This window comes from Coprococcus sp. AF38-1, assembly GCF_003603945.1.
In the GTDB taxonomy this organism is placed as follows: Bacteria; Bacillota; Clostridia; order Lachnospirales; family Lachnospiraceae; genus Coprococcus; species Coprococcus aceti.
In genome coordinates, this window is sequence record NZ_QVGO01000006.1 from 294,566 (window position 1) to 317,004 (window position 22,439).

Below are 22,439 nucleotides of genomic sequence, written 5' to 3' on the forward strand. Positions count from 1 at the left end.
GAAAGGGGTAGAAGATGGACGCAAAGCAGAGATACGAGATGTGGCTTGGCAGCGATCAGGTAGATGATGTTACGAAGCAGGAGCTCGTAAACATAAAGGATAATGAAGCGGAGATTGAAGATAGATTTTACACAAACCTTGAGTTTGGAACAGGTGGACTTCGAGGCGTGATGGGAGCGGGAACGAACCGCATGAACATTTACACGGTTCGCATGGCAACACAGGGAATTGCTAACTACCTGGCGAAGATCGGAATATCAGAGCCGTCGGCAGCTATAGCATTTGACAACAGAAACAATGCTTCGCTGTATGCGCTTGAAACTGCTCTCTGCCTGTGTGCAAATGGCGTGAAGGTGTATCTGTTTGATGCGCTCCGCCCGACACCGGAGCTTTCATTTGCAGTGAGACATCTGCACTGCAATATCGGCGTGAATATAACGGCAAGCCACAATCCAAAGGAATACAACGGATATAAGGTTTACTGGGATGATGGAGCCCAGATCGTATCTCCTCAGGATAAGGAGATCATTGCAGAGGTCAACAATATAGAAGATTTCTCCATGGTTAAGACTATGGACAAGGACGCTGCAATAGATGCAGGACTGTTGAATGTGATCGGTCAGGAGATCGATGACGCATATATAGGAGAGCTTCACAAGCTTGTCATGAATCCGGAGGAGATTCAGAAGGCGGGAGATCTGAAGATCGTATATTCTCCGCTTCACGGAACAGGTCTTAAGCCTGTTACAAGAGTTCTCAGCGAACTTGGTTTCAAGGATGTACATGTCGTTGAGGAGCAGGCTGTTCAGGATGGTAATTTCCCAACTGTAAAGTCCCCAAATCCTGAGGGCGCAGAGGCGTATGCCCTGAGTCTTGAGCTGGCGAAGAAGGTCGGCGGAGAGCTGATTCTTGTCACAGATCCTGATGCGGATAGGCTTGGAATGTATGGATATGACAGCAAGAATAATGAGTATAAAGAATTTACGGGCAATATGTTCGGTGCGATCCTCTGTGATTACGTGCTGATGCAGAGATCCCAGAGCGGAAGACTGCCTGAGAATCCGGCGATTGTAACTACGGTTGTTATCACCAATATGGTCAAGGAGATATGTAAGAAATACGACACTTTCTGTGACTGCAACAACCTGATCGGATTTAAGAATATAGCATCGAGAATGAGGGCTTATGAGCAGACTGGTGAACACAATTATGTGTTCGGGCTTGAAGATACATTTGGATGTCTGCCTGGTACATATGCAAGGGACAAGGACTCGGTTGGAACGCTGATGCTTCTCTGTGAGGCTGCGGCATACTACAAGAACCGTGGCATGACTCTGTGGGACAGAATGGTTGAATTGTGGCAGGAATATGGTTACTACAAAGAGAAGGTTCAGACCATGAAGTTTGATGGACGCGAGGGTGCTGCAAAGATACAGTCTATGATACAGACGCTGAGAGATAATCCGGTGCAGAAGGTCGGAACTTACAGCGTGGAGAAAATCTACGACTACAAGCTTGGAACAGAGACAGACGCAGCGACAGGCAAGTCCGAGGCGGCGGTGCTTCCAAAGTCCAACATGATATATTATCAGCTTGCGGATGGCGCATGGTTCCTTGTGAGACCTTCAGGTACAGAGCCGAAGATCAAGTTCTATCTCGGGGTAAAGGGAAACTCACAGGAGGATGCGGCAGAGCAGCTTGACGAGCTTGCGGTAAATGTGAAGGCGATGTTCTCGTAAAACGGGATGACTGGTAAGAAACGAAATGGCTGGCAAATAAATGTCAGCAGAAAATAGATTCGAAGATCGCGGTAGCGACTAAAAATAATTACAAAGTGGAGGTAAAAAGATGGGTTACATGGACGAATACAAGTTCTGGCTTGAGTCAGACTGCTTTGATGAGAAGACCAAGGAAGAACTTAGAAGTATCGCAGATGATGACAAAGAGATCCAGGACAGATTCTACAAGAATCTGAAATTTGGAACCGGCGGAATGCGCGGAATCATGGGTGCTGGAACCAACAGAATGAATATATATACAGTTACAAAGGCAACACAGGGACTTGCAGATTACATACTTGAGGTCGGCGCGGATGCTGCGGGGAGAGGTGTTGTCATAGCACATGACTGCCGAAATATGTCAGCAGAGTTCACAGAGGCATCAGCTCTGTGTCTCAATGCAAATGGCATAAAGACTTATGTGTTTGATGCACTCCGCCCTACACCGGAGCTTTCATTTGCAGTGAGAGAGCTTGGATGTATAGCCGGAATCGTGGTAACAGCAAGCCACAATCCACCTGAGTACAACGGCTACAAGGTGTACTGGGAGGACGGCAGTCAGATCGTATCTCCTCAGGATCAGGATATCCTGAAACATGTGGCGAATGTTGAGAGATACGAGGATGTCAAGACCATGGATAAGGACAAGGCTATCGCAGACGGCCTGTTCTGTATGGTTCCTACGAGTGTTGATGAGAATTACTATCAGGCACTCATAAAACAGACCATCCACGGCGATATCATTCCGAAGGTTGCAGACGATATCAAGATAGTATACACACCACTTCACGGAACAGGAAATGTACCTGTAAGGGAAGTGCTAAAGAGACTTGGCTTCAAGCACGTATATGTTGTAGAGGAGCAGACTGTTCCTGACGGAGACTTCAGCACGGTCAAGTCACCAAATCCAGAGGAACCATCAGCATTTGCCATGGGAATAGACCTGGCAAAGAAGGTGGATGCGGACGTTATCATGGCCACAGATCCTGATGCAGACAGACTTGGAATATACGTCAAGGACAGTACGGGAATTTGGAAAGACACGGAATTTGCAGATGATCCTGCATATCCATATGTCCGCTTTAATGCCAATATGACAGGAGCCTTGATCGCAGAGTATGTCTGCCGTGAACAGAAGGCAGTCGGCAAACTGCCGGAAAATGGTGCTATCTGTAATACAGTAGTCAGCACCAATCTTACAAAGGCGATAGCAGAGAATTACAATCTGAAATATATAGAGACACTCACCGGATTCAAGTACATAGGTGAGCAGATCCTTCTCTTTGAGAAGAACAACACATACAAGTTCATCTTCGGAATGGAGGAGAGCTTTGGATGTTTAGTAGGAGACTACACTCGTGACAAGGACGCTTGCGCAGCCGTTGTCATTTTATGTGAAATAGCAGCATTTTATAAGCTGCAGGGAGAAACCATCTGTAATGCCATGGAAGAGGTTTATCACAAATATGGCTATTACTTTGAAGGTGCGTTTGGGATAACTCTAAAGGGTGTAGATGGTGCAGCACAGATTAAGGAGATGATGGAGAACTTCAGGAACCATCCACTTACGAACTTTGCAGGTATCAAAGTTACCGGCATGAGGGATTATGTGAGCGGAATCCGCAAGCCGTTTGATGGCGAAGAGGAGCACATGGGTCTTCCAAAATCAAACGTGCTGTACTATGAGCTGGAAAATAATGCGTGGTTCGCGGTTAGGCCTTCTGGAAATGAACCAAAGATCAAATTCTACTTTGGCGTGAATGAAATCAGCCTAAAAAATGCCATGTCAAAGATAGATGAGATGAAAGCATGTGTGCAGGAGCTTGCTAAATAAACAAACACAAAATATGGCAGAATTTACTGCCGAAAAAGAAAAACATTCCTTCCATATACTACAAAATTAAACATGTAAATGCACTTTCCAGCCAATGCGCTGAACAAGGGGGATCTCGGCCTTGATGCTGAGGTCCCTTTTGTATAAAAAGAAGGCAGGGAATCAGGAGCTTCAGGGGACTAGATAACTGAACGCTGTTATATGTCACAAAGTAAAATATAGTTAAAAATACTAAAAACTGTTTAAGAATTAACTAAAAAATGTTATAATATATAAAGTAACGGCAGTGTGTGGCAAACGCGTACAGGAGTAGTATAGGAGATTATATGCCAGAAAAAGAAATAGAAATAGAAAAAGAAATAAAAAAAGAGAGAGAAATAGAAAAGAAAAATATAAAAAGTATCGCTGGACATATCATCGATGAGAAAACCGATGAAAAAGAGAAACGAGAGCCGGAGAGCGTCTTGGATGTGGATGAGCATATGTCTGAGAAACAGAAACTCAGCCTTATGAACAAACAGCAGAAAAAGGAATACATACTGGAGTATTATGCTCCGAAGGCTCTATTTGCACTTGTTGTTGTGGGCATAGTTGTATTCCTTGTTGTAAAACATTTTACGGCGGAATCTGCGGCACTCAACATCCTTGCGGTCAACACTACACAACAGGAATCCGCGGCGAATGACAAGGCGTATTATGAGAAATTCCTCAGTGAAAATGGTCTTGATGCGGAGAAGGAATATGTCAGTATAAGTACAGGAATCGGCGTGTCAACTGATCCGAATGATGCCATGAGTCAGGATAGTCTACAGCTTATACAGAACAAATTTATGGCGAATGCGGTGGACGTGTTCTTTGCCGACACAGACCTTGTCATGAGTTTTGGAGAGTTTGGATATATGCAGGATCTTGATAAGGTGCTGACTGATGAACTGAAAGAAAAGTATAAAGATTCGTTTGTGTATGCAACGGTTATTGAAACGGGTGAGAAGATACCTGTCGGAATAAAGATCGGTGATAATTCCTGGGTGAAGGATACCGGCTGGTATGAAATGGATGCTGCAGTGGGATTTGGCGAGAATGCCAAGAATATGGATCTTGCACTTGAATTTCTTGAATACATAAGCAGAGAGTGATACCCATAAATAAAACGAGGAGACTATAGATACATATGAGCATAAGATATGATGAGGCAAACAGAATATTTGAACTTGATACGAGAAACACGAGTTATCGTATCGGAATCGCCGATGAAGAGGGGTTTGTCGGACATATATATTATGGACAGAAGATCCGTCCGCAGAAATGTGATCAGTTTTTGAGAACGTGTGAGGCTCCTTTTGTTCCGTCCAAGAATAACAGGGAGAGATGTTCATTTATGGACACATTTCCGACAGAGTATTCCGGAAATGGAATAGGAGACTACAGGGAGAGTTGTATTGCGGTAAAGACTGCAAATGGCAGCAGAACCGTTGATCTGAAATTTGTGGATTACGATATTGTAAATGGAAAGCCGGGGATTAGTGGCCTTCCGGCATCATTTGCGGGAGAAGAGGAGGTTCAGACTCTCGTTGTCCATATGATGGATGGGGGATGTGGCATTGATGTTGACCTGATATATTCTGTGTTTGAGGATGAGGATGTTATAACCAGAAGTGTGAGCGTGAAAAATGCAGGTGATAGGGATATCAGGCTCACAAAGGTATATTCTGCATGTATAGATATGGATGATGAGGATTTTGAGATGCTCACTCTCCACGGCTCATGGGCCAGGGAGAGACAGATCGAGAGACGCCCGATAGCTTATGGCAAGCAGAGTGTAAGCTCTCTCCGTGGTGAGTCATCCCACCAGGACCATCCGTTTATGGCATGGATGACAAAGGGTACAGATCAGACTACGGGTGATGTATATGGAATGCATTTTGTGTACTCGGGTAACTTCATCGCACAGATAGAGAAATCACAGTTTGATTCCATACGCGCAGTCATGGGCATACATTCAGAGGGATTTGAGTGGTGGCTCACGCCTGGAGAGACGTTTACAGCGCCTGAGGTTGTGCTTACATACAGCCATGATGGACTTGGACAGATGACTAGAAATCTTCATGATTTTTACAGATGCCACATGATAAGGAGCAGATATCTTCATCAGAAGAGACCTGTCCTCATCAACAACTGGGAGGCTACATATTTTGACTTTGATACCGATAAGCTCCTTGCGATAGCGAAGAGTGCGGCAGAACATGGAATAGAGATGCTGGTCATGGATGATGGCTGGTTTGGACATAGAAATGATGACGCCACAAGTCTTGGAGACTGGTTTGTAAATGAAAACAAGATCAAGGGCGGTTTGAAACATCTTGTTGATGAGGTGAATAGGCTGGGGCTGAAATTTGGAATATGGATGGAGCCTGAAATGATTTCTCCTGATTCTGAACTTTACAGAAAGCATCCTGACTGGGCATTTGCGGTTCCGGAGAGAACGGCTACATTATCGCGAAATCAGTACGTGCTTGATCTCTCGAGAAAAGAAGTTAGAGACTACGTGTATGAATGTGTGCATAACGTGATATCATCCGCAAATATTGAGTATGTTAAGTGGGATATGAACAGACAGCTCACGGATATCGGCAGCGTAGAATTCACCGGAGACAGGCAGGGAGAATTGGCTCACAGGTATGTGCTCGGAGTATATGAGCTGCAAGAGCGCCTTGTTAACGATTTCCCAGATCTTTTGCTTGAGAACTGCTCGGGCGGTGGTGCAAGATTTGACCCTGGCATGCTTTACTACAGTCCGCAGATATGGTGCTCCGATGACACGGATGCCATAGAGAGACTTTCTATACAGGAGGGAACGGAACTGATATATCCGCTTTCGACCATGGGCGCCCATGTGTCGGATTGCCCTAATCACACAGTTGGAAGGAGTACACCTTTTATGACCAGGGCACATGTGGCTCTGGCGGGAACATTTGGCTATGAGCTCGATATCACAAAAATAAGTGAAGAAGAACGTGCGATGATCCCTGAGCAGGTGTCTATGTATCATAAATATAATGATCTTGTAAGGGAGGGTGATTATTATAGGGTTGCATCGTACAGGGAAAATGGACTGTATGATTGCTGGATGGTTGTTGCAAAGGATAAGAGTGAGGCATTGGTGACTTACGTTCAGGTGCTTGGAAGACCTAACGTACACAGTAGAAAGATAAAACTTTTAGGGCTTGACGTGACTGCTGGTTACAGACTTGACGGAACGGAGAATGTGTATGGGGGAGATCTCCTCATGAATGCCGGAATGCTCATTGAAACTATGCGTGGAGATTATATGAGCAGACTGTATCACTTTGTACTTGACAATAGTTTAACTTAAAAATAAAATAAAAATTAAGTTATTTAACCACGTGAAAAAATAAAGTGAGAAGGACTAGTTATGGCAAAATCAGTAAAATTGGGAGACATAGCTGCCATTGTTGGCGTGAGTACCGTTACGGTCTCAAAGGCACTTTCAGATCAGAAGGGTGTCAGCGAGGAACTCAGAGCACAGATCAAACAGTTGGCAGATGAGATGGGATACCAGTCACCATCTGAGATCAGAAAGAAGACGGCAAAGAAAAAGTATAATATTGGTGTTCTCATTCAAGAGATATACCTTGGAAAGTATCCGTCGTTCTATTGGCAGTTATATCAGGTGCTTAACAAAAAGGCGGTGGCAAGAGGCTGCTTTACTATGCTGGAGTTTGTTTCTAGAGATAGTGTATTGAACGCTGAGATGCCTATGCTCTTGGAGGATGACAAGGTTGATGGAATAGTTGTTGTAGGTTCCATGGGTAAGGAATACCTGGAAAAGCTGGAGAAGACAGCCAAGGTTCCTATAGAGTATGTGGATTACTACGATAATTCGAGACCGATAGACACGGTTATAGCAAACAGTTTCTATGGAAGCTATATGCTGACTAATTATCTGTATGATATGGGACATAGAGATATTGCATATGTTGGCACGATAGGTTCAACGAACAGTATAACTGACAGATATTTGGGCTATATAAAGTCTTTGTTGGAGCATGATATTCCGTTCAGAGAAGACTGGGTTATTCCGGACAGAGATGTGAAGACGGGTCAGTTTGACGAGGAGAACTGTTTTAAACTTCCAAAGAATATGCCTACAGCGTTTGTGTGCAACTGCGATCTTGCGGCAGCTACGCTCATAAAGATACTCAATGCTGCGGGCTACAGAGTTCCTGAGGATGTGTCCGTTGTGGGGTTTGATAATTACATGTATCCTGGAAGCTGCGATATAGGCGTGACCACATACGAGATCAATATGCAGGAGATGGCAGAGAGAACCATGCATAAGATTATAAAAAAGATATCCAACGAAAAATATACTGATGGCATATTTGTCGTGGATGGACGAATCGTGGTAAAGGATAGCGTTGCCAGAATAGAACGATAATGGAACGATAATAAAACTACATATCAATTGTAATGCAAATCGGAAATAGACACCGGTGCAGCCTGCTTGAAAGACAGCGGAGTTGTACCGGTGTCTTTTTTGAACAGATTTATAAAATGGTTTGTGTTCTCGATTCCAACCTGGGATCCGACCTCGTGGACGGACAGATCTGTTGTGAGAAGGAGCCTTTTGGCAGCATCGATCCTGCGACTGTTGAGATAGCGCATAGGTGATTCACCGAAGTGAAATGAAAATTCTCTGCATATCCTGTATCTGCTGATCCTGTAAGTTGCCTCGAGGTCATCAAGTGACATCGGTTCGGCGTAGTTTGTATCCATCTGATTCTTTACCGATAAAAGATAAGAAGGCACACAATCCATCTTCTTGGATGAGTTTTCAATAAATACACATAATTCGGTCAGGATATCATTGAACCATTTGGAAATTCTGAAAATATCGGTGGCAGACAACTCCCCCTGGAGTCTGCTTATCAGTGAAAGATGGCTCCAGAGTACAGAGGCTCCGGCAGAGTCCTTTTTATAATATATGGATTCGGGGAGAAACTCGTGATACAGGCGAAGCGGAGCTCCGAAGATGAATGCCTCGTAGAAACGACACTTGCCGTTCGTGGCGTATGTTATTTCTGATCCTGCCTCAAAAAGCGCGGCTGTATTCTTGGAATATGATGATTTGCTGCTGCCCGATGTTACTGTAAGAGTTCCTTCATATATATAGAAGAAATGGTAGCACGGAATGAAAGAGAAGGTATAACTGCATGAATAAGCAAAAGAAATATCGCCGTTGGCCAGAAGATGAATCAGGCCATCGCTTGCCATTGATTCTTCATATGTAAAGAACGCACTGTGGAATCTTGCGTTCTCAATATCTTTCTGAATATTGTAACCTGACAGTACAGTGCAGGAAATTAATTCTTTAGCTAACATGCAAACCACCTCCTATCCATAATAATACAATTATTAAACAATCATCACAAGCTAAAAGCGATATAAATTAGTGGCTAATTAGCTAAAAAACAATAAAATACTAATTAAAGATAAAAATATATAGATAAAATGTCTATATGATATTGAAAAAAAATAATGATAATGGTAAAATTAACGAAAAGTACAAAATACTGTGATTAAAAACAAAATTGAGTGATGACTAAAAAGTAAATTAATGTATACTTAATATAAAGTTAAAAACAAAGAAGGTTTTAAGGAGGACAAAACTATGAAATCAAAGCGTATTGCATGTATCGCAATGGCTGGTCTTATGGCAGCATCACTTGCAGGTTGTGGAGGCTCAGACAGCGATAACAAGGACACAACAGAGGCAACAAAGGCTGCCACAGAGGCAGCAGGAAGTGATTCAGCAGATGACACAACAGCTGATGCTGAGGGAATCAAGTCATATGCAGACATCCAGTTAGGAACAGACTTCACAGATCTTTCAGCGGAGATCAAGTTCTACAACAACAGAACTGATATGGACTCAGATGACTACGGCGGAAAGAACTGGAAGCAGTATCTTGAGGACTTCAACAAGGAGTATCCAAACATCAAGGTTGATGTCATCACAGATACAAACTATGCAGAAGATGCTCTTACACATCTTCAGTCAGGAAACTACGAGACAGTAATGTGTATTCCGGCAGTTGACATGGCAGACCTTTCAACATATTTCATGTCATATGGCGATTATGATACAATGAGCAGTCTTGTAAATTACTCAAACAGATGGCTTTATCAGGGTCAGGTATATGGTGTACCTCTTGCAGCTACAACACAGGGTATCGTATACAACAAGAAGGTATTTGCTGATGCAGGTGTGACAGACGTACCTAAGACACCAGAGGAGTTCATTGCGGCACTCAAGGCAATCAAGGATAAGAATCCGGATTGTATTCCACTTTACACAAACTATGCAGCAGGCTGGACAATGGGAGCCTGGGATGATTATATCGCGATCACAGCAACAGGAGATGCTACATACAAGAACCAGAAGTTAGCCCATACAAAGGATCCATTCAAGAACTATGGTGACGATACACATGCTTATGCAGTATATAAGATCCTTTACGATGCAGTATCACAGGGACTTACAGAGGATGATTACTCAACAACAGATTGGGAGTCATGTAAGGGAATGATCAACAACGGCGAGATCGGATGTATGGTACTTGGTTCATGGGCATACCCACAGATGGAAGCAGGCGGACCTAACGCAGACGATATAGGATACATTCCTTTCCCTATCTCAGTAAATGGTAAGCAGTACGCTTCATCAGGTGCAGATTACTGCTTCGGTATCAACGTAAACGCTTCAGATGATGAGAAACAGGCAGCTCTTGTATTTGTTAAGTGGATGACAGAGAAGTCAGGATATGCTTACAACGAGGATTCACTTGCAATTGTTCCTGGTTCAGAGTCAAAGATCTCATTCGACGGTGTTGACTTCGTTGCAGACGAGCCAGCTCTTGAGGGCGAGGAGGATTACCTCAATCAGCTCAATTCAGAGTCAGAGCTTAACGTAAGCAATGGTGGTAACGACAAGATCCAGGCCATCATCGAGCATGCTGCAAACGGCGACATGTCATTCGACGATATCATGGCTGAGTGGAACCAGAAGTGGTCAGATGCTCAGGAGTCATTAGGAATCGAAGTTACTGAGAAGTAATAAAGATTTCAATATAAATAAGTAAGAATAAGCTACAGACCGGGGCGGGATTGCCCGCCCCGGTTTATTAAAAAAAGGCGGTGGAATGAGTATGGCTAACAAAAAACAATCCGGCTTTGGTAAATGGGCGTCAAGCAGGAAGGGGCAGCAGGTTATAATATGCGCAGCCTTCGCAATTATCCCATTGCTTTTGCTATTAGTATTTACATATATACCATTCGGAGAGATGGTTAAATTTAGTTTCTACAAGATGAAATATACGACGCCTGTAGAAAAGAGAGAATTCGTAGGATTAGCAAATTATATCGATGTGTTCACAAGAAAAGACTGTTTCGGTGCATTAAAGCTCAGTTTGTATTACATCGTAGGAGCACTTGTACAGTTAGTGCTTGCACTTTTCCTTGCAACTCTTCTGAGTTTCAAAGTAAAAGGTGGTAACCTTTTCAAGGGATTTATTTTCTTCCCTTATCTTATCAGTGGTATCGCTGTAGGTTTCATTTTCAAATTCTTCTTCACAAGAGGATTCGTGTTTGACTCAATCCTTCAGTTGTGTGGATTTAGCTTAGACAACCTTCCATACTGGCTCAAAGACCAGAGTGTCAACAACTGGACACTGGTTTCAACCTCGGTCTGGAGATACCTTGGACAGATGATGGTTCTCTTCATTGGAGCTATCATGTCGGTAGATGCAGAACTTTATGAGGCGGCAGAGCTTGATGGTGCAAATAAATTCCAGCAGTTTAGATATATCATACTGCCAAGTATCAAGACAATCGTTACATTAAATGTAATTTTAGCAATAACAGGATCACTCAGTGCTTTCGAGCAGCCTTTCGTTATCACAACAGGTGCAAACGGAACAGGTACTTACTTCATCATCATGAACAAGATAGCACATACAAGCCAGAAGGTCGGTCTTGCTTCAGCAATGGCCGTTGTACTTCTCCTTATCATACTTATATGTGCTGCGCTTCAGAAGCTGTTCTTTGAGTACATCTTCAAGGATTCAAGCTCAGATGATGAGAGTTATAAGGCAAAGAAGCTTCGCAAGAAACAGGAGAGAGATACCAAGAAATACGTGAAGCAGATGGCTGCTTCTGCGAAGGGGGGCAAGTAACATGGCAAGAGGAAAGACAGATGTGCCAGGCATAGCACCAATAAAAGAAAAACGAACCGTTGGATATTATGTAAGAGGTTTCCTCAAGTACTTTGTACTCATATTCTTCTCACTGTGTGCGGTTGTACCTCTTATATCATGTGTTACAACAGCCTTCAAGACAACAGATGAGTATAAGGCTACTTCAGTAATGGAACTTCCTGAAAGCTTTCTGAACTTCAGCAACTTTGTAAAGGCATTCACGACTGCCAACATGGGACGTGCATTCCTCAACTCAGTAATAGTCATGGTATGCGTACTTATCGTGTCAGTTGTAATAGGAACACAGCTTGCATATGTGCTTAATAGATTCAAGTTCCCAGGAAACGGCTTTATCAGAACACTTTTCCTTGTGGCATCATTGCTCCCTGCAGTTGCTATGCAGGTTACAGTCTACAACATCATGGGTGATCTGAGATTCATAGATCACTTATATGGTTACATCATCATGAGCTGTGGTACAGATGTTATCTCGATCTACATCTTTATACAGTTTATGGAGAACATATCAGTATCTCTTGACGAGTCAGCTATCGTGGATGGTGCATCATACTGGACCATCTACTGGAAGATCATACTTCCACTTCTCAAGCCGGCTATCGTTACTGCTTGTATACTGAAAGGCGTTGTAATCTACAACGAGTACTACGCTGCAAACCTTTACCTCATAAGCCCGGAGATCAAGACAATGGCTATCTCACTTTACAAGTTCGTAGGACCTATGGGCAGCCAGTACAACCTGATATGTGCAGGTGTTATCATATCGATCATACCGGCACTTATAGTATTCATCTGCTGTCAGAAACAGATCTACAGTGGTATTACACAGGGTGCTGTAAAGGGTTAATAATTTATTAGAAGAAGAGAGTTCATGAATATGAGAAATGAAATTCAAAAAGAATTAATAGATGCTATCATCCCATTCTGGGAGGCCCTGAGGGATGATGAGTACGGCGGATTTTATGGGTATATGGATTATGACCTCAACCTTGATAAAAAGGCTGAGAAGGGTTGTATTCTTAACAGTAGAATTATCTGGTTCTTCGCAAGTGCGTATAAGGCACTCAAGGACCCGAAGCTTCTAGATGAAGCTGCTCATGGATATGAATTTCTGAAAGAATATTGTATAGACAGGGAATATGGCGGAATATATTGGTCCATGAATTACGATGGTTCACCCAAAGATACGACAAAACACACCTACAATCAGGCATTTAGTATATATGCCTTATCCGCCTATTACGAAGCTTCCGGTGATTCGGAAGCTTTGGACCTGGCCCTGCAGCTTTTCCATACAATAGAAGAGAAATGTACTGACGAAGGTGGCTATCTCGAGGCATTTACAAGAGAGTTCAAGCCAGAGTCAAATGATAAGCTTTCTGAGAATGGTGTTCTCGCAGAGAGAACAATGAACACATTGCTCCATGCACTTGAGGCTTACACAGAACTTTATAAGGTATCCAAGGATTCCAAGGTAAAAGAGCGCCTGGAATGGCTGCTCGATGTATTTGCTGATAAGGTATACAATCCGGAGCTTAAGAGACAGGAAGTGTTCTTTGATAAGGATTATAACTCTCTGATCGATCTGTACTCATACGGACATGACATTGAGACATCATGGCTCTTGGATAGGGCGACCGAGGTGCTTGGAGAGGCAGAGTACACAGAGAAGATCACAAAGATCACAGATATTCTTGCAGAGCAGATATATGAGCTTGCTTTCGATGGACATTCAGTTCTGACAGAATGTGAAAAGGGCGTGCCATACACGGTGAGAGTATGGTGGGTTCAGGCAGAATCAATAGTAGGATTTATAAATGCTTATCAAAAGTCGGGTGATAAGAAGTATTACGAGGCTGCCGAGAAAGTCTGGGAGTACATAAAGGAATATTTTATCGACAAGAGACCGGGATCAGAGTGGTTCTGGGATCTGAATGCAGATGGATCACCAAGAGTCGGACGTCCTATAGTTGAGCCATGGAAGTGCCCATACCACAACGGCAGAATGTGCCTTGAGATTATGAACAGACTCGCTGACGGCAAATAAATAGCATTCAATTGCTTTCAAATTATAAGGAGAATGCCTAAATGATGAATGAGAAATATTATGTAGAGCTTGACAAACTGAACAAGCTTCTTGAGAGAAAGAATAAGAAGACAGATTTCTATAATGGAATCTATGACAGATATGAGTACCCTGTACTCACAAGAGAGATGATACCTCTCACATGGAGATATGACTTAAACCCTGAGACAAATCCATACTTCATTGAGCGTCTCGGAGTTAACGCTGTCATGAACTCAGGTGCAATCTACCTGAACGGCAAGTATTATCTTGTCGCAAGAATAGAGGGAAATGACAGAAAGTCATTCTTCGGAGTAGCTGAGAGTGACAACGGTATCGATGGATTCCGTTTCTGGGATTATCCAATCCTTCTGGATGATGTATGTCCTGAGGAAACAAATGTATATGATATGAGACTGACACAGCACGAGGATGGATGGATCTACGGTGTGTTCTGTTCAGAGAGCAAGGATACAACTGTAAATGACCTCTCAGCAGCAGTTGCAGCAGCAGGTATCGTGAGAACAAAGGATTTAAAGCACTGGGAGCGCCTTGACAACCTCAAGACTCTTCGTTCCCCACAGCAGAGAAATGTTGTACTTCACCCTGAATTTGTGGATGGCAAGTACGCATTCTATACACGTCCAATGGATGATTTCATCGAGACAGGAAGCGGCAGCGGAATAGGATTCGGTCTCTGTGATGATATAGAGCATGCGGTTATAGACGAGGAGAAGATGACAAGTCTTCGTAAGTACCACACTATAACAGAGGCAAAGAACGGTGCAGGTGCACCTCCAATAAAGACAGACAAGGGCTGGATCCACATCGCACATGGTGTGAGAAACACAGCTGCCGGTCTTAGATATGTACTCTACGCATTTGCAACAGACCTCAATGATCCTTCAAAGGTTATCGCTGAGCCATCAGGAATGCTTATCGGACCTCGCGGCGAGGAGAGAGTCGGCGATGTATCAAACGTTGTATTCACAAATGGCGCCATCGTAAACGAGAACAACGAGGTGTTCATCTACTACGCATCAAGCGATACAAGAATGCATGTTGCAACAACAACAGTTGACAGACTCATCGATTATGTATTCAACACACCTTCTGATCCGGGAAGAAGCGTTGAGTGTGTAGCACAGAGATGTGAGCTGATCAGGAAGAACCTTGAGTTCCTTAAGAATGCAGACAAGTAAGAAAGTATAATATATGGGCTGCCAGATGAAACAGCACGTTGGTTAGTATGCCCTTTGCCTGTGCAGATACCATATAACGTGATAATAAAATAAAAAATCCGGCTAAGATGCCGGAAGAAAGAGGTACTTATGTCAGAAGTAAAAATGTTCAGCGAGCCTGTGCCAAACGTGCCATGGCAGGACAGACCGGCAAATGACAATCATGACGCTCCAATTTGGAGATATACAGAGAATCCTATAATAGGAAGAAACCCGGCAAAGGGTGTTGCAAGAATATTCAACAGCGCGGTAGTTCCATTTGAGGGAAAATTTGTCGGAGTATTTAGAGGCGAGCAGGTAAATGGAATTCCATACATCTACCTCGGAGAGAGCGAGGATGCTATCCACTGGAATATCAGCGAGGAGAAGATCAAGTTTGTTGATGAGAACGGTGAAGAGTTCATGCCTATATACGCATATGACCCAAGACTTGTAAAGGTGGAGGATACATACTATGCGATCTGGTGCCAGGATTTCTATGGCGCAGCGATAGGTATAGCAAAGTCAAAGGATCTCAAGACATTTGTGAGAATCGAGAACCCATTCCTTCCATTTAACAGAAATGCAGTTCTCTTCCCAAGAAAGATCAACGGTAATTTCGTGATGCTGTCACGCCCAAGTGACAGTGGACACACACCATTTGGTGATATATTCGTAAGTGAGAGCCCAGACATGGTTTACTGGGGTAAGCACAGACATGTCATGGGCAAGAGCAGCGAGTGGTGGGAGTCACTCAAGATTGGCGGCGGTGCAGCCCCTATCGAGACTTCTGAGGGATGGCTGTTATTCTACCATGGAGTAGCGGGAACATGTAACGGTTATGTATACTCAATCGGTGGAGCAATCCTTGATATCGACAACCCATCGATCGTTAAGTATCGTTGTGAGAACTTCCTTCTCACACCGGAAGAGTGGTACGAGGAGCGAGGATTTGTTCCTAATGTATGCTTCCCATGTGCTACTATTCACGACAGCGAGTCTGGAAAGATCGCCATTTACTACGGTGCAGCTGACAGCTATGTTGGCCTTGCATTCACAAAGCTTGATGAGATCGTAGATTACATCAAGTCGCACAGTGTGGTAACAACTTCTGATACCGAGATCGGTAGAAGATAGTTAGTTATATAGCGTAATGAGCCCCTACTCATACGCGGCAATTGTATTAATTTTTTCTCATTTCCGAAGGCGGTGCCCGCCGCCTTCGGGGCCCCTCTAAAAAGAAATGTAATGGCAGGTGATTGCCAAAACTTTTAGACTATGACAGCCTGGCAGTAAGCCGGGCTGAATTTGGTTCTGAGAGCTTTGGCAATCATATGCCAGATTTTGGATCTAATAAGCCGGGAAAAGGACTCTGATGTATAGAAAAAAGGCAACAGATGCAATAAAATAACAGTGACATACATTATCATGGAAATGACGAGTGAAGAAGTCATGGTCAATGTAAAAATGTGATTTCTTCACCGTCTTATATAGAACAGGCAATTGGGGAATGGTGTAATCAGTAACAGGTGTACATATTCGACATTGTCATGGTTCGGACAATTGAGCCCGCCGGTACTTAGATGGCGCGTTAGCGGCATCTTAGTATCCGCTGCAGGGCGAAACGAGCGGGAGCGTTCCGAGCCAGACAAGTCGGATGTGTACACCGTACGGATATGCACACAATTGCCGTACGTCAAAAGGAGGAAAATGACAATGAACAAGGAAATACTTTTTTTAAATCCCGTGTTTACGCACAATATCTGGGGCGGTACAAAGCTCAGAGAAGAATACGGATATGATGTTGAGGGCGATGATATAGGCGAGTGCTGGGGAGTTGCGGCACATGAGAATGGCAACTGTACAGTGAAAAATGGCGAGTTTGCAGGTCATACGCTTGCCGACTTATGGGACAGCCACAGAGAGTTGTTTGGCGGCATAGATGGTGTCAGATTCCCACTGCTTATAAAGATAATCGATGCAAAAGATGATCTGAGTATTCAGGTGCATCCGGACGATGCATACGCAGCAGAACATGAGAATGGTTCATTTGGTAAGATGGAGTGCTGGTATATTCTTGACTGCAAGGAAGATTCAACACTTGTAATCGGTCATAATGCAAGGACAAAGGAAGAATTATGTGATATGATCGAAGGTAAGAAATGGAAGGAATTTATCAGAGAAATCCCTGTTAAGAAGGGTGATTTCATTCAGATAGATCCCGGTACAGTACACGCGATCAAAGGCGGAATCACACTTCTTGAGACACAGCAGAACAGTGACATCACATACAGAGTTTATGATTATGACAGACTGAGCAATGGGAAGCCTAGAGATCTGCACGTAAAGCAGAGCATAGATGTTATAACAGTTCCTGCAAAGCCGGTTGAGGACAGCGTTATAAGTGTCAAGGCAGATAAGGCAAATGAACTCTGTGAGCTTATAAGATGTAAGTATTACACAGTATACAAGCTGGATGTTGAGGGAAAGGCAGAGCTGAATGTGGGCGACAAGCCATTCCTTATCATGTCTGTAACCTCTGGAAGTGGAACAGTGGATGGAAACGCTATAAAGAAGGGTGATCACTTTATCCTGCCAAACGGATACAGCAATCCAGTATTTGAGGGCAATATGGAGATCGTGGCATCCACAGTCAGCAAGTAAGATCCCGCCTTTGGAAGAGAATGTCAAGGGGGATAGTTATGAAGAGAAAGACGATAGGTGTTCTGGTAGGCGGAATCACGGATGATTTTACGAGGCTGCTCTGTCATGGGGTTATAGAGAGAGCAAAGACACTTGATGTCAATATAGTTGTTATTCCGGGTAAGTTCCTTGACCGGGAATACTCAGAAACGTCAGATATATATTATGAATATCAGTACCAGACACTGTTCTCCTATGTTACAAAGGAGAATCTGGACGGCGTTATTGTTGCATCGAGTTGTATTGGCTGCTTTGCAACCAAGGAGCGTATCAGAGAATTTATGAAAAGATATCTGCAGATGCCGTGTGTGATAGTGGCTGCAGATGAGCCGGATCAGATTTGTGTCAGATATGACAATGGAGCAGGCATAAGAGAAGGACTCAATTACATGATTGAGGAACTTGGTTATACAAGAATAGGTATGATAGGCGGTCCGGACTCCAATTATGATGCAAAGGAGAGAAGGAGAACCTACATTGAGGCGCTTGAGGCTCATGGAATAGAGTTTGATCCGGAGCTTTATGTGGAGGGCAATCTTACATCGGAATCAAAAGAGGTTTTCAGAGATATTCTGGACAGAAATCCGGATATGCAGGGAGTGTTCTGCGTGAATGATTCCTGTGCATCTGGTTTTTATGAAGAACTTAAGGCGAGGGATATTCTGCCGGGAAGAGATATATCAGTCATGGGTTACGATGATATTGAGTGGGCTACACAGATATATCCGACGCTCTCGACTGTGCGCGCAGACGCGGGAAAACTTGGCTCAGAGGCTGTAAATCTTATGGTCAGGCTCATTGATGGCAATCAGGTTGAGAGTAAGATACTTCCGACTGAATTTATCAGAAGAGATTCATTCTGTAAAAAAGGCGGATCAAGAAAACGTAGTAAGAATGTTATTGAGGGATATCTCTCAATGAACCATATGCTTTCGGAACAGTGGGAGGAGAGAAATAAGACTCAGTTCAAGATGAAGACATTTATCCAGAAGGTTCTGAGCTTTGACAGAGGCAATGACAGGAGTTATGGAGAGATCCTTGGCACCATGGACTGGCTGGACATAGAGAATGCATTTATATTCTTATATAAAGAGCCAATAATACATCTGATCGGTGAGCCATTTGAACTGCCTGACCAGTTATATCTCAAGACTAAGGATCTTAAAGAGAAGGTCAGCAGTGTGATCACTGTGAACCAGAAGGTGTTATCATCAAATCTCTATGATTTTGAGAGCCTCGGTGTGGAAGGAGCTGGAATATATGTACTCTTGCCGCTGTATTCCAACGAAATACTCTATGGAGTTCTTCTGTGTGATCTCACGGAAGGAGTTCTGGTGAATGGGGAGTTTCTTGGAAACCAGGTCTCAGCTGCTGTCAAGATGATCAATCTGCTCAAGACGAACGAGGAGATCATGAAGCGCCTTGAGGAGAGTATGGCGATCCTGCAGAAAAACAACATTATGCTTGACAATCTGTCAAAACAGGATCCCCTTACAGGAATCATGAATAGACGAGGTTTCTTTGACAGATCATTACAGCTGCTCAAGGAATGTGAGGAGCAGAAAAGGACGGCTACGGTATTCTACGCTGATATGAACAGTCTCAAGATTATCAATGACAGATATGGACATGATGAGGGTGATTTCTCTCTTAAGACTATAGGAGATATTCTGATTGAATCTGTAGGCGATAATGGAATCGTAGGCAGAATAGGCGGCGACGAGTATTGCTGTCTTGTACTCGGCCTTAAGGACTCTGACGCTGCAGATGCATTTGCTGAGGAAGTATACAGTTCATTTGAGAAGTTTAATGAGCATTGTGATAAGCCTTATAAAGTGAGTGTATCGCTTGGAAACTGTCAGATCGTAGAATATAACAAGAAAGGCCTTCAGAATGCCATGACTATGGCAGATGAGAAGCTGTATGAGGTGAAGAAGTACAGGAAGAAGGATGTTGTTAAGGTTAAGAATTGATAATTTATATATTAAATAAAAGGTATGATCAGGTTGCGTTGAGTGCAGCTTGATCATACCTTTTTTTGTAAAATCTATGCTCCCAGAAAAAATGTCTAAAATGTATAAATACAGAAAAAATATCTAATAATACTTGTGTGATGCATATTGCGCATGGAGGTGTTGTTGAGATGAAAAGAAATGATCATGGATGGAAGCTGGTTTCGGATTCCGGCTGCAGTCTGCTTGTGCCGGATGGACCGGATGGACTGGCTGGAATAGATATAGATATAGATCATGCTGAGGTTCCGTTTGTAATATCTGTTGATAACACAGATTATATAGACGAACCGGGTATAGATATAGAGAAGATGCTTGAACATATTGCAAATTGCCGGTCAGGCGGAAGAACTAGCTGCCCTTCGCCGCATGCGTGGCTTGAGGCGTGGGGGGATGCGGAAAATGTTATAGCATTTACGTTGTCAGCTGCATTATCGGGAAGTTACAACAGTGCCATAGCTGCAAGACACATGGCGCTTGAGAAGAATCCCGGCAGGAATATTGCGGTGATAAACACATGTGGTGCCGGGGGGCTCCCGGAACAGCTGACAAATATAATATATGAAGGTATTCATGAATGTGATTCATTTGATGCCATAGTAAGTGCTGCCGACAAAGCAGTGAGGGAGACGCAGGTAATGTTTGCCTTGGGGAGTCTGGACAACCTGATAAAGGCGGGCAGATTAAATAAGCTTGTGGGTTATGCGGCTCATAGATTCAATATATCCGCAATAGGTGTAGCATCACCTGGTGGACGAATTGAACTCAGACACAAATTCAGAGGTATGAAGAAGATATATGGCAAGTTGATAGACACTCTCCGTGAGACGGGATTTGCAGGGGGAGAGCTGGTCATAAGCCACTGTATGAATGAGGATGGAGCAGAGAAACTGGGGCATCTTATCAAGGCTGAATGGCTTGACACGGATGTGAGCGTCGTACCTGCAAGCGGACTGTGCAGCTATTATATGGGAAAAGGCGGGATGATAATAACATATCGTGAGTAGACTGATGTGTAGATAAATCATATAAAATACTTGAAATAGACAAAATAATGGAAAATAATGGAAGGCTGCCGCACCTTCTATTATTTTTTGTGTATTAACCTATTGACATAGTAGGTAAATGGGAATATCCTATTTTTGCGAGTCAGATATTGACTTATTACGCCAAAAAAATGGCGGATGAGGGTGATGACTGGAATGACCGTGTATTTGCGGCTGGAATGTGATCACACTCATATGTAAGGAGGATTTACAGATATGGTGATTTCTTCAAAGGGAGAATATGCCCTGAGGGTCATGGCAGACCTTGCCATAAACCACGACGGCAGATTCATTCCGTTAAAAGAAATAGTTCAGAAAGAGGAACTGTCCCAGAAGTATCTGGAGAGTATAATGCGCATGCTGTCCAAGGCAAATCTGATAGAGGCAGCCAGTGGACATGGTGGCGGCTACAGACTCAAAAAAGCCCCTGAGGAATATACACTGTGGGAGATACTTGAACTCACGGAAGGTGGACTTGCTCCGGTGGCATGCATGAAGAATAGCGCAATGACCTGTGACAGATCCGGACAGTGTTACACTTTGCCGATATGGCAGGGACTGGCGGAGTTGATACAGGATTATTTCCAGGGTAAGACACTGGCGGATATAGCCAGAAATGTGGAATGAGCAGAGTAATTTGATACAAGCAAAAAGATAATTAAAGCGGGACAATTGAATCGCCGGATATAGAAGTGATAAAGCAATTGCCGGGCTTGGTATAAAAGGAGGCAGACTGATGTCAGATAAAAAATTATTGGAAGTTAAGAATTTACATGTTGATGTTGAGGATAAACAGATCCTTCACGGTGTGAACCTGGAGATCGGCAAGGGTGAGACACATGTACTTATGGGACCTAATGGAACCGGAAAGTCAACCCTTGGATATGCACTTATGGGCAATCCTAGATATACAGTCAGAGAGGGCGAGATATGGTTTGATGGTAAGAACATCACAGAAGAGGCTGTCAATGAGCGTGCAAAGGCAGGAATATTCCTCTCATTCCAGAATCCTCTAGAGGTGCCTGGTGTGACACTCAGCTCATTTATAAGAAATGCCCTTGAGCAGAAGACCGGCAAGAGAATCCGTCTCTGGGATTTCAAGAAGGAGCTTGAGAGAACCATGGAGATCCTTCAGATGGATCCATCTTATGCGGAGAGAGACCTGAATGTGGGATTTTCAGGTGGTGAGAAGAAGAAGGCAGAGATACTTCAGCTTCTGATGCTCAAGCCATCGCTGGCAATCCTTGACGAGACAGATTCAGGACTTGACGTTGATGCAGTCCGTACAGTATCAGCAGGTATCGAGGAATACCAGAAGAACTGCAAGGGAAGTCTGCTTATCATCACACACAGCACCAAGATCCTTGAGTCACTCACTGTTGACTATACACATGTCATGGTTGAGGGTAAGATCATAGAGACTGGTGACGCATCACTTGTGGACAAAATCAACGAGTCTGGATTTGCAGAGTATGAAAGGATATAGA

17 protein-coding genes are annotated in these 22,439 nt (G+C 43.5%); 16 read left to right on the forward strand and 1 reads right to left on the reverse strand.

Annotated features, from left to right (window positions below; genetic code table 11):
* Positions 1-14 precede the first annotated feature (14 nt).
* The 5 genes from DW025_RS10965 to DW025_RS10985 all read left to right on the forward strand — a co-directional run bounded on the left by DW025_RS10965 (position 15) and on the right by DW025_RS10985 (position 8,071).
* Positions 15-1,739, forward strand: coding sequence for a phospho-sugar mutase (locus DW025_RS10965; protein ID WP_118649995.1), 1,725 nt, complete (start codon positions 15-17; stop codon positions 1,737-1,739).
* A gap of 109 nt (positions 1,740-1,848) precedes the next feature.
* Positions 1,849-3,612: a phospho-sugar mutase gene (locus DW025_RS10970; RefSeq protein WP_119999906.1), complete on the forward strand. Its 1,764-nt coding sequence runs from the start codon at positions 1,849-1,851 to the stop codon at positions 3,610-3,612.
* 326 nt (positions 3,613-3,938) lie between these two features.
* A complete protein-coding gene (locus DW025_RS10975; RefSeq protein ID WP_119999908.1) occupies positions 3,939-4,748 on the forward strand; it encodes a hypothetical protein in 810 nt (269 codons plus the stop codon).
* Positions 4,749-4,783: 35 nt separating this feature from the next.
* Positions 4,784-6,985: an alpha-galactosidase gene (locus tag DW025_RS10980; RefSeq protein ID WP_117550319.1), complete on the forward strand. Its 2,202-nt coding sequence runs from the start codon at positions 4,784-4,786 to the stop codon at positions 6,983-6,985.
* A gap of 60 nt (positions 6,986-7,045) precedes the next feature.
* Positions 7,046-8,071 carry a LacI family DNA-binding transcriptional regulator gene (locus tag DW025_RS10985; protein WP_117550321.1) on the forward strand — a complete coding sequence of 342 codons (1,026 nt, stop codon included), beginning with the start codon at positions 7,046-7,048 and terminating at the stop codon, positions 8,069-8,071.
* A gap of 23 nt (positions 8,072-8,094) precedes the next feature.
* Here the strand turns inward: DW025_RS10985 and DW025_RS10990 are convergent, their stop codons facing one another.
* Positions 8,095-9,015 (reverse strand): helix-turn-helix transcriptional regulator, encoded by a 921-nt coding sequence (locus tag DW025_RS10990; RefSeq protein ID WP_119999910.1) that lies wholly within the window; start codon positions 9,013-9,015, stop codon positions 8,095-8,097.
* 289 nt (positions 9,016-9,304) lie between these two features.
* Between DW025_RS10990 and DW025_RS10995 the strand changes: the two genes are divergently transcribed.
* The 11 genes from DW025_RS10995 to sufC all read left to right on the forward strand — a co-directional run bounded on the left by DW025_RS10995 (position 9,305) and on the right by sufC (position 22,438).
* Positions 9,305-10,750, forward strand: coding sequence for an ABC transporter substrate-binding protein (locus DW025_RS10995; RefSeq protein WP_022216160.1), 1,446 nt, complete (start codon positions 9,305-9,307; stop codon positions 10,748-10,750).
* 85 nt (positions 10,751-10,835) lie between these two features.
* Complete coding sequence (locus DW025_RS11000; protein WP_055145382.1) at positions 10,836-11,867, forward strand: carbohydrate ABC transporter permease; 1,032 nt, start codon at positions 10,836-10,838, stop codon at positions 11,865-11,867.
* Between the two features lies 1 nt (position 11,868).
* Positions 11,869-12,753: a carbohydrate ABC transporter permease gene (locus DW025_RS11005; RefSeq protein ID WP_022216162.1), complete on the forward strand. Its 885-nt coding sequence runs from the start codon at positions 11,869-11,871 to the stop codon at positions 12,751-12,753.
* Between the two features lie 24 nt (positions 12,754-12,777).
* Positions 12,778-13,953, forward strand: a complete 1,176-nt coding sequence (locus DW025_RS11010) for an AGE family epimerase/isomerase (protein WP_119999912.1) — start codon at positions 12,778-12,780, stop codon at positions 13,951-13,953.
* 41 nt (positions 13,954-13,994) lie between these two features.
* Positions 13,995-15,173: a glycoside hydrolase family 130 protein gene (locus DW025_RS11015; RefSeq protein WP_118758497.1), complete on the forward strand. Its 1,179-nt coding sequence runs from the start codon at positions 13,995-13,997 to the stop codon at positions 15,171-15,173.
* Positions 15,174-15,302: 129 nt separating this feature from the next.
* Positions 15,303-16,328 (forward strand): glycoside hydrolase family 130 protein, encoded by a 1,026-nt coding sequence (locus tag DW025_RS11020; protein WP_055224512.1) that lies wholly within the window; start codon positions 15,303-15,305, stop codon positions 16,326-16,328.
* A gap of 579 nt (positions 16,329-16,907) precedes the next feature.
* The gene (locus tag DW025_RS11025; protein ID WP_243104974.1) at positions 16,908-17,855 is read left to right on the forward strand and encodes a type I phosphomannose isomerase catalytic subunit; all 948 of its coding nucleotides are present in this window, start codon (positions 16,908-16,910) and stop codon (positions 17,853-17,855) included.
* 38 nt (positions 17,856-17,893) lie between these two features.
* A complete protein-coding gene (locus DW025_RS11030; protein ID WP_243104975.1) occupies positions 17,894-19,867 on the forward strand; it encodes a GGDEF domain-containing protein in 1,974 nt (657 codons plus the stop codon).
* A 170-nt stretch (positions 19,868-20,037) separates the two neighbouring features.
* The gene (locus DW025_RS11035) at positions 20,038-20,913 is read left to right on the forward strand and encodes a DegV family protein (RefSeq protein ID WP_243104976.1); all 876 of its coding nucleotides are present in this window, start codon (positions 20,038-20,040) and stop codon (positions 20,911-20,913) included.
* 255 nt (positions 20,914-21,168) lie between these two features.
* Entirely contained in the window at positions 21,169-21,579 is a 411-nt protein-coding gene (locus DW025_RS11040; RefSeq protein ID WP_015534709.1) for an RrF2 family transcriptional regulator, read from the forward strand.
* A gap of 109 nt (positions 21,580-21,688) precedes the next feature.
* Positions 21,689-22,438 (forward strand): Fe-S cluster assembly ATPase SufC, encoded by a 750-nt coding sequence (gene sufC, locus DW025_RS11045; RefSeq protein ID WP_004851768.1) that lies wholly within the window; start codon positions 21,689-21,691, stop codon positions 22,436-22,438.
* Position 22,439 lies beyond the last annotated feature (1 nt).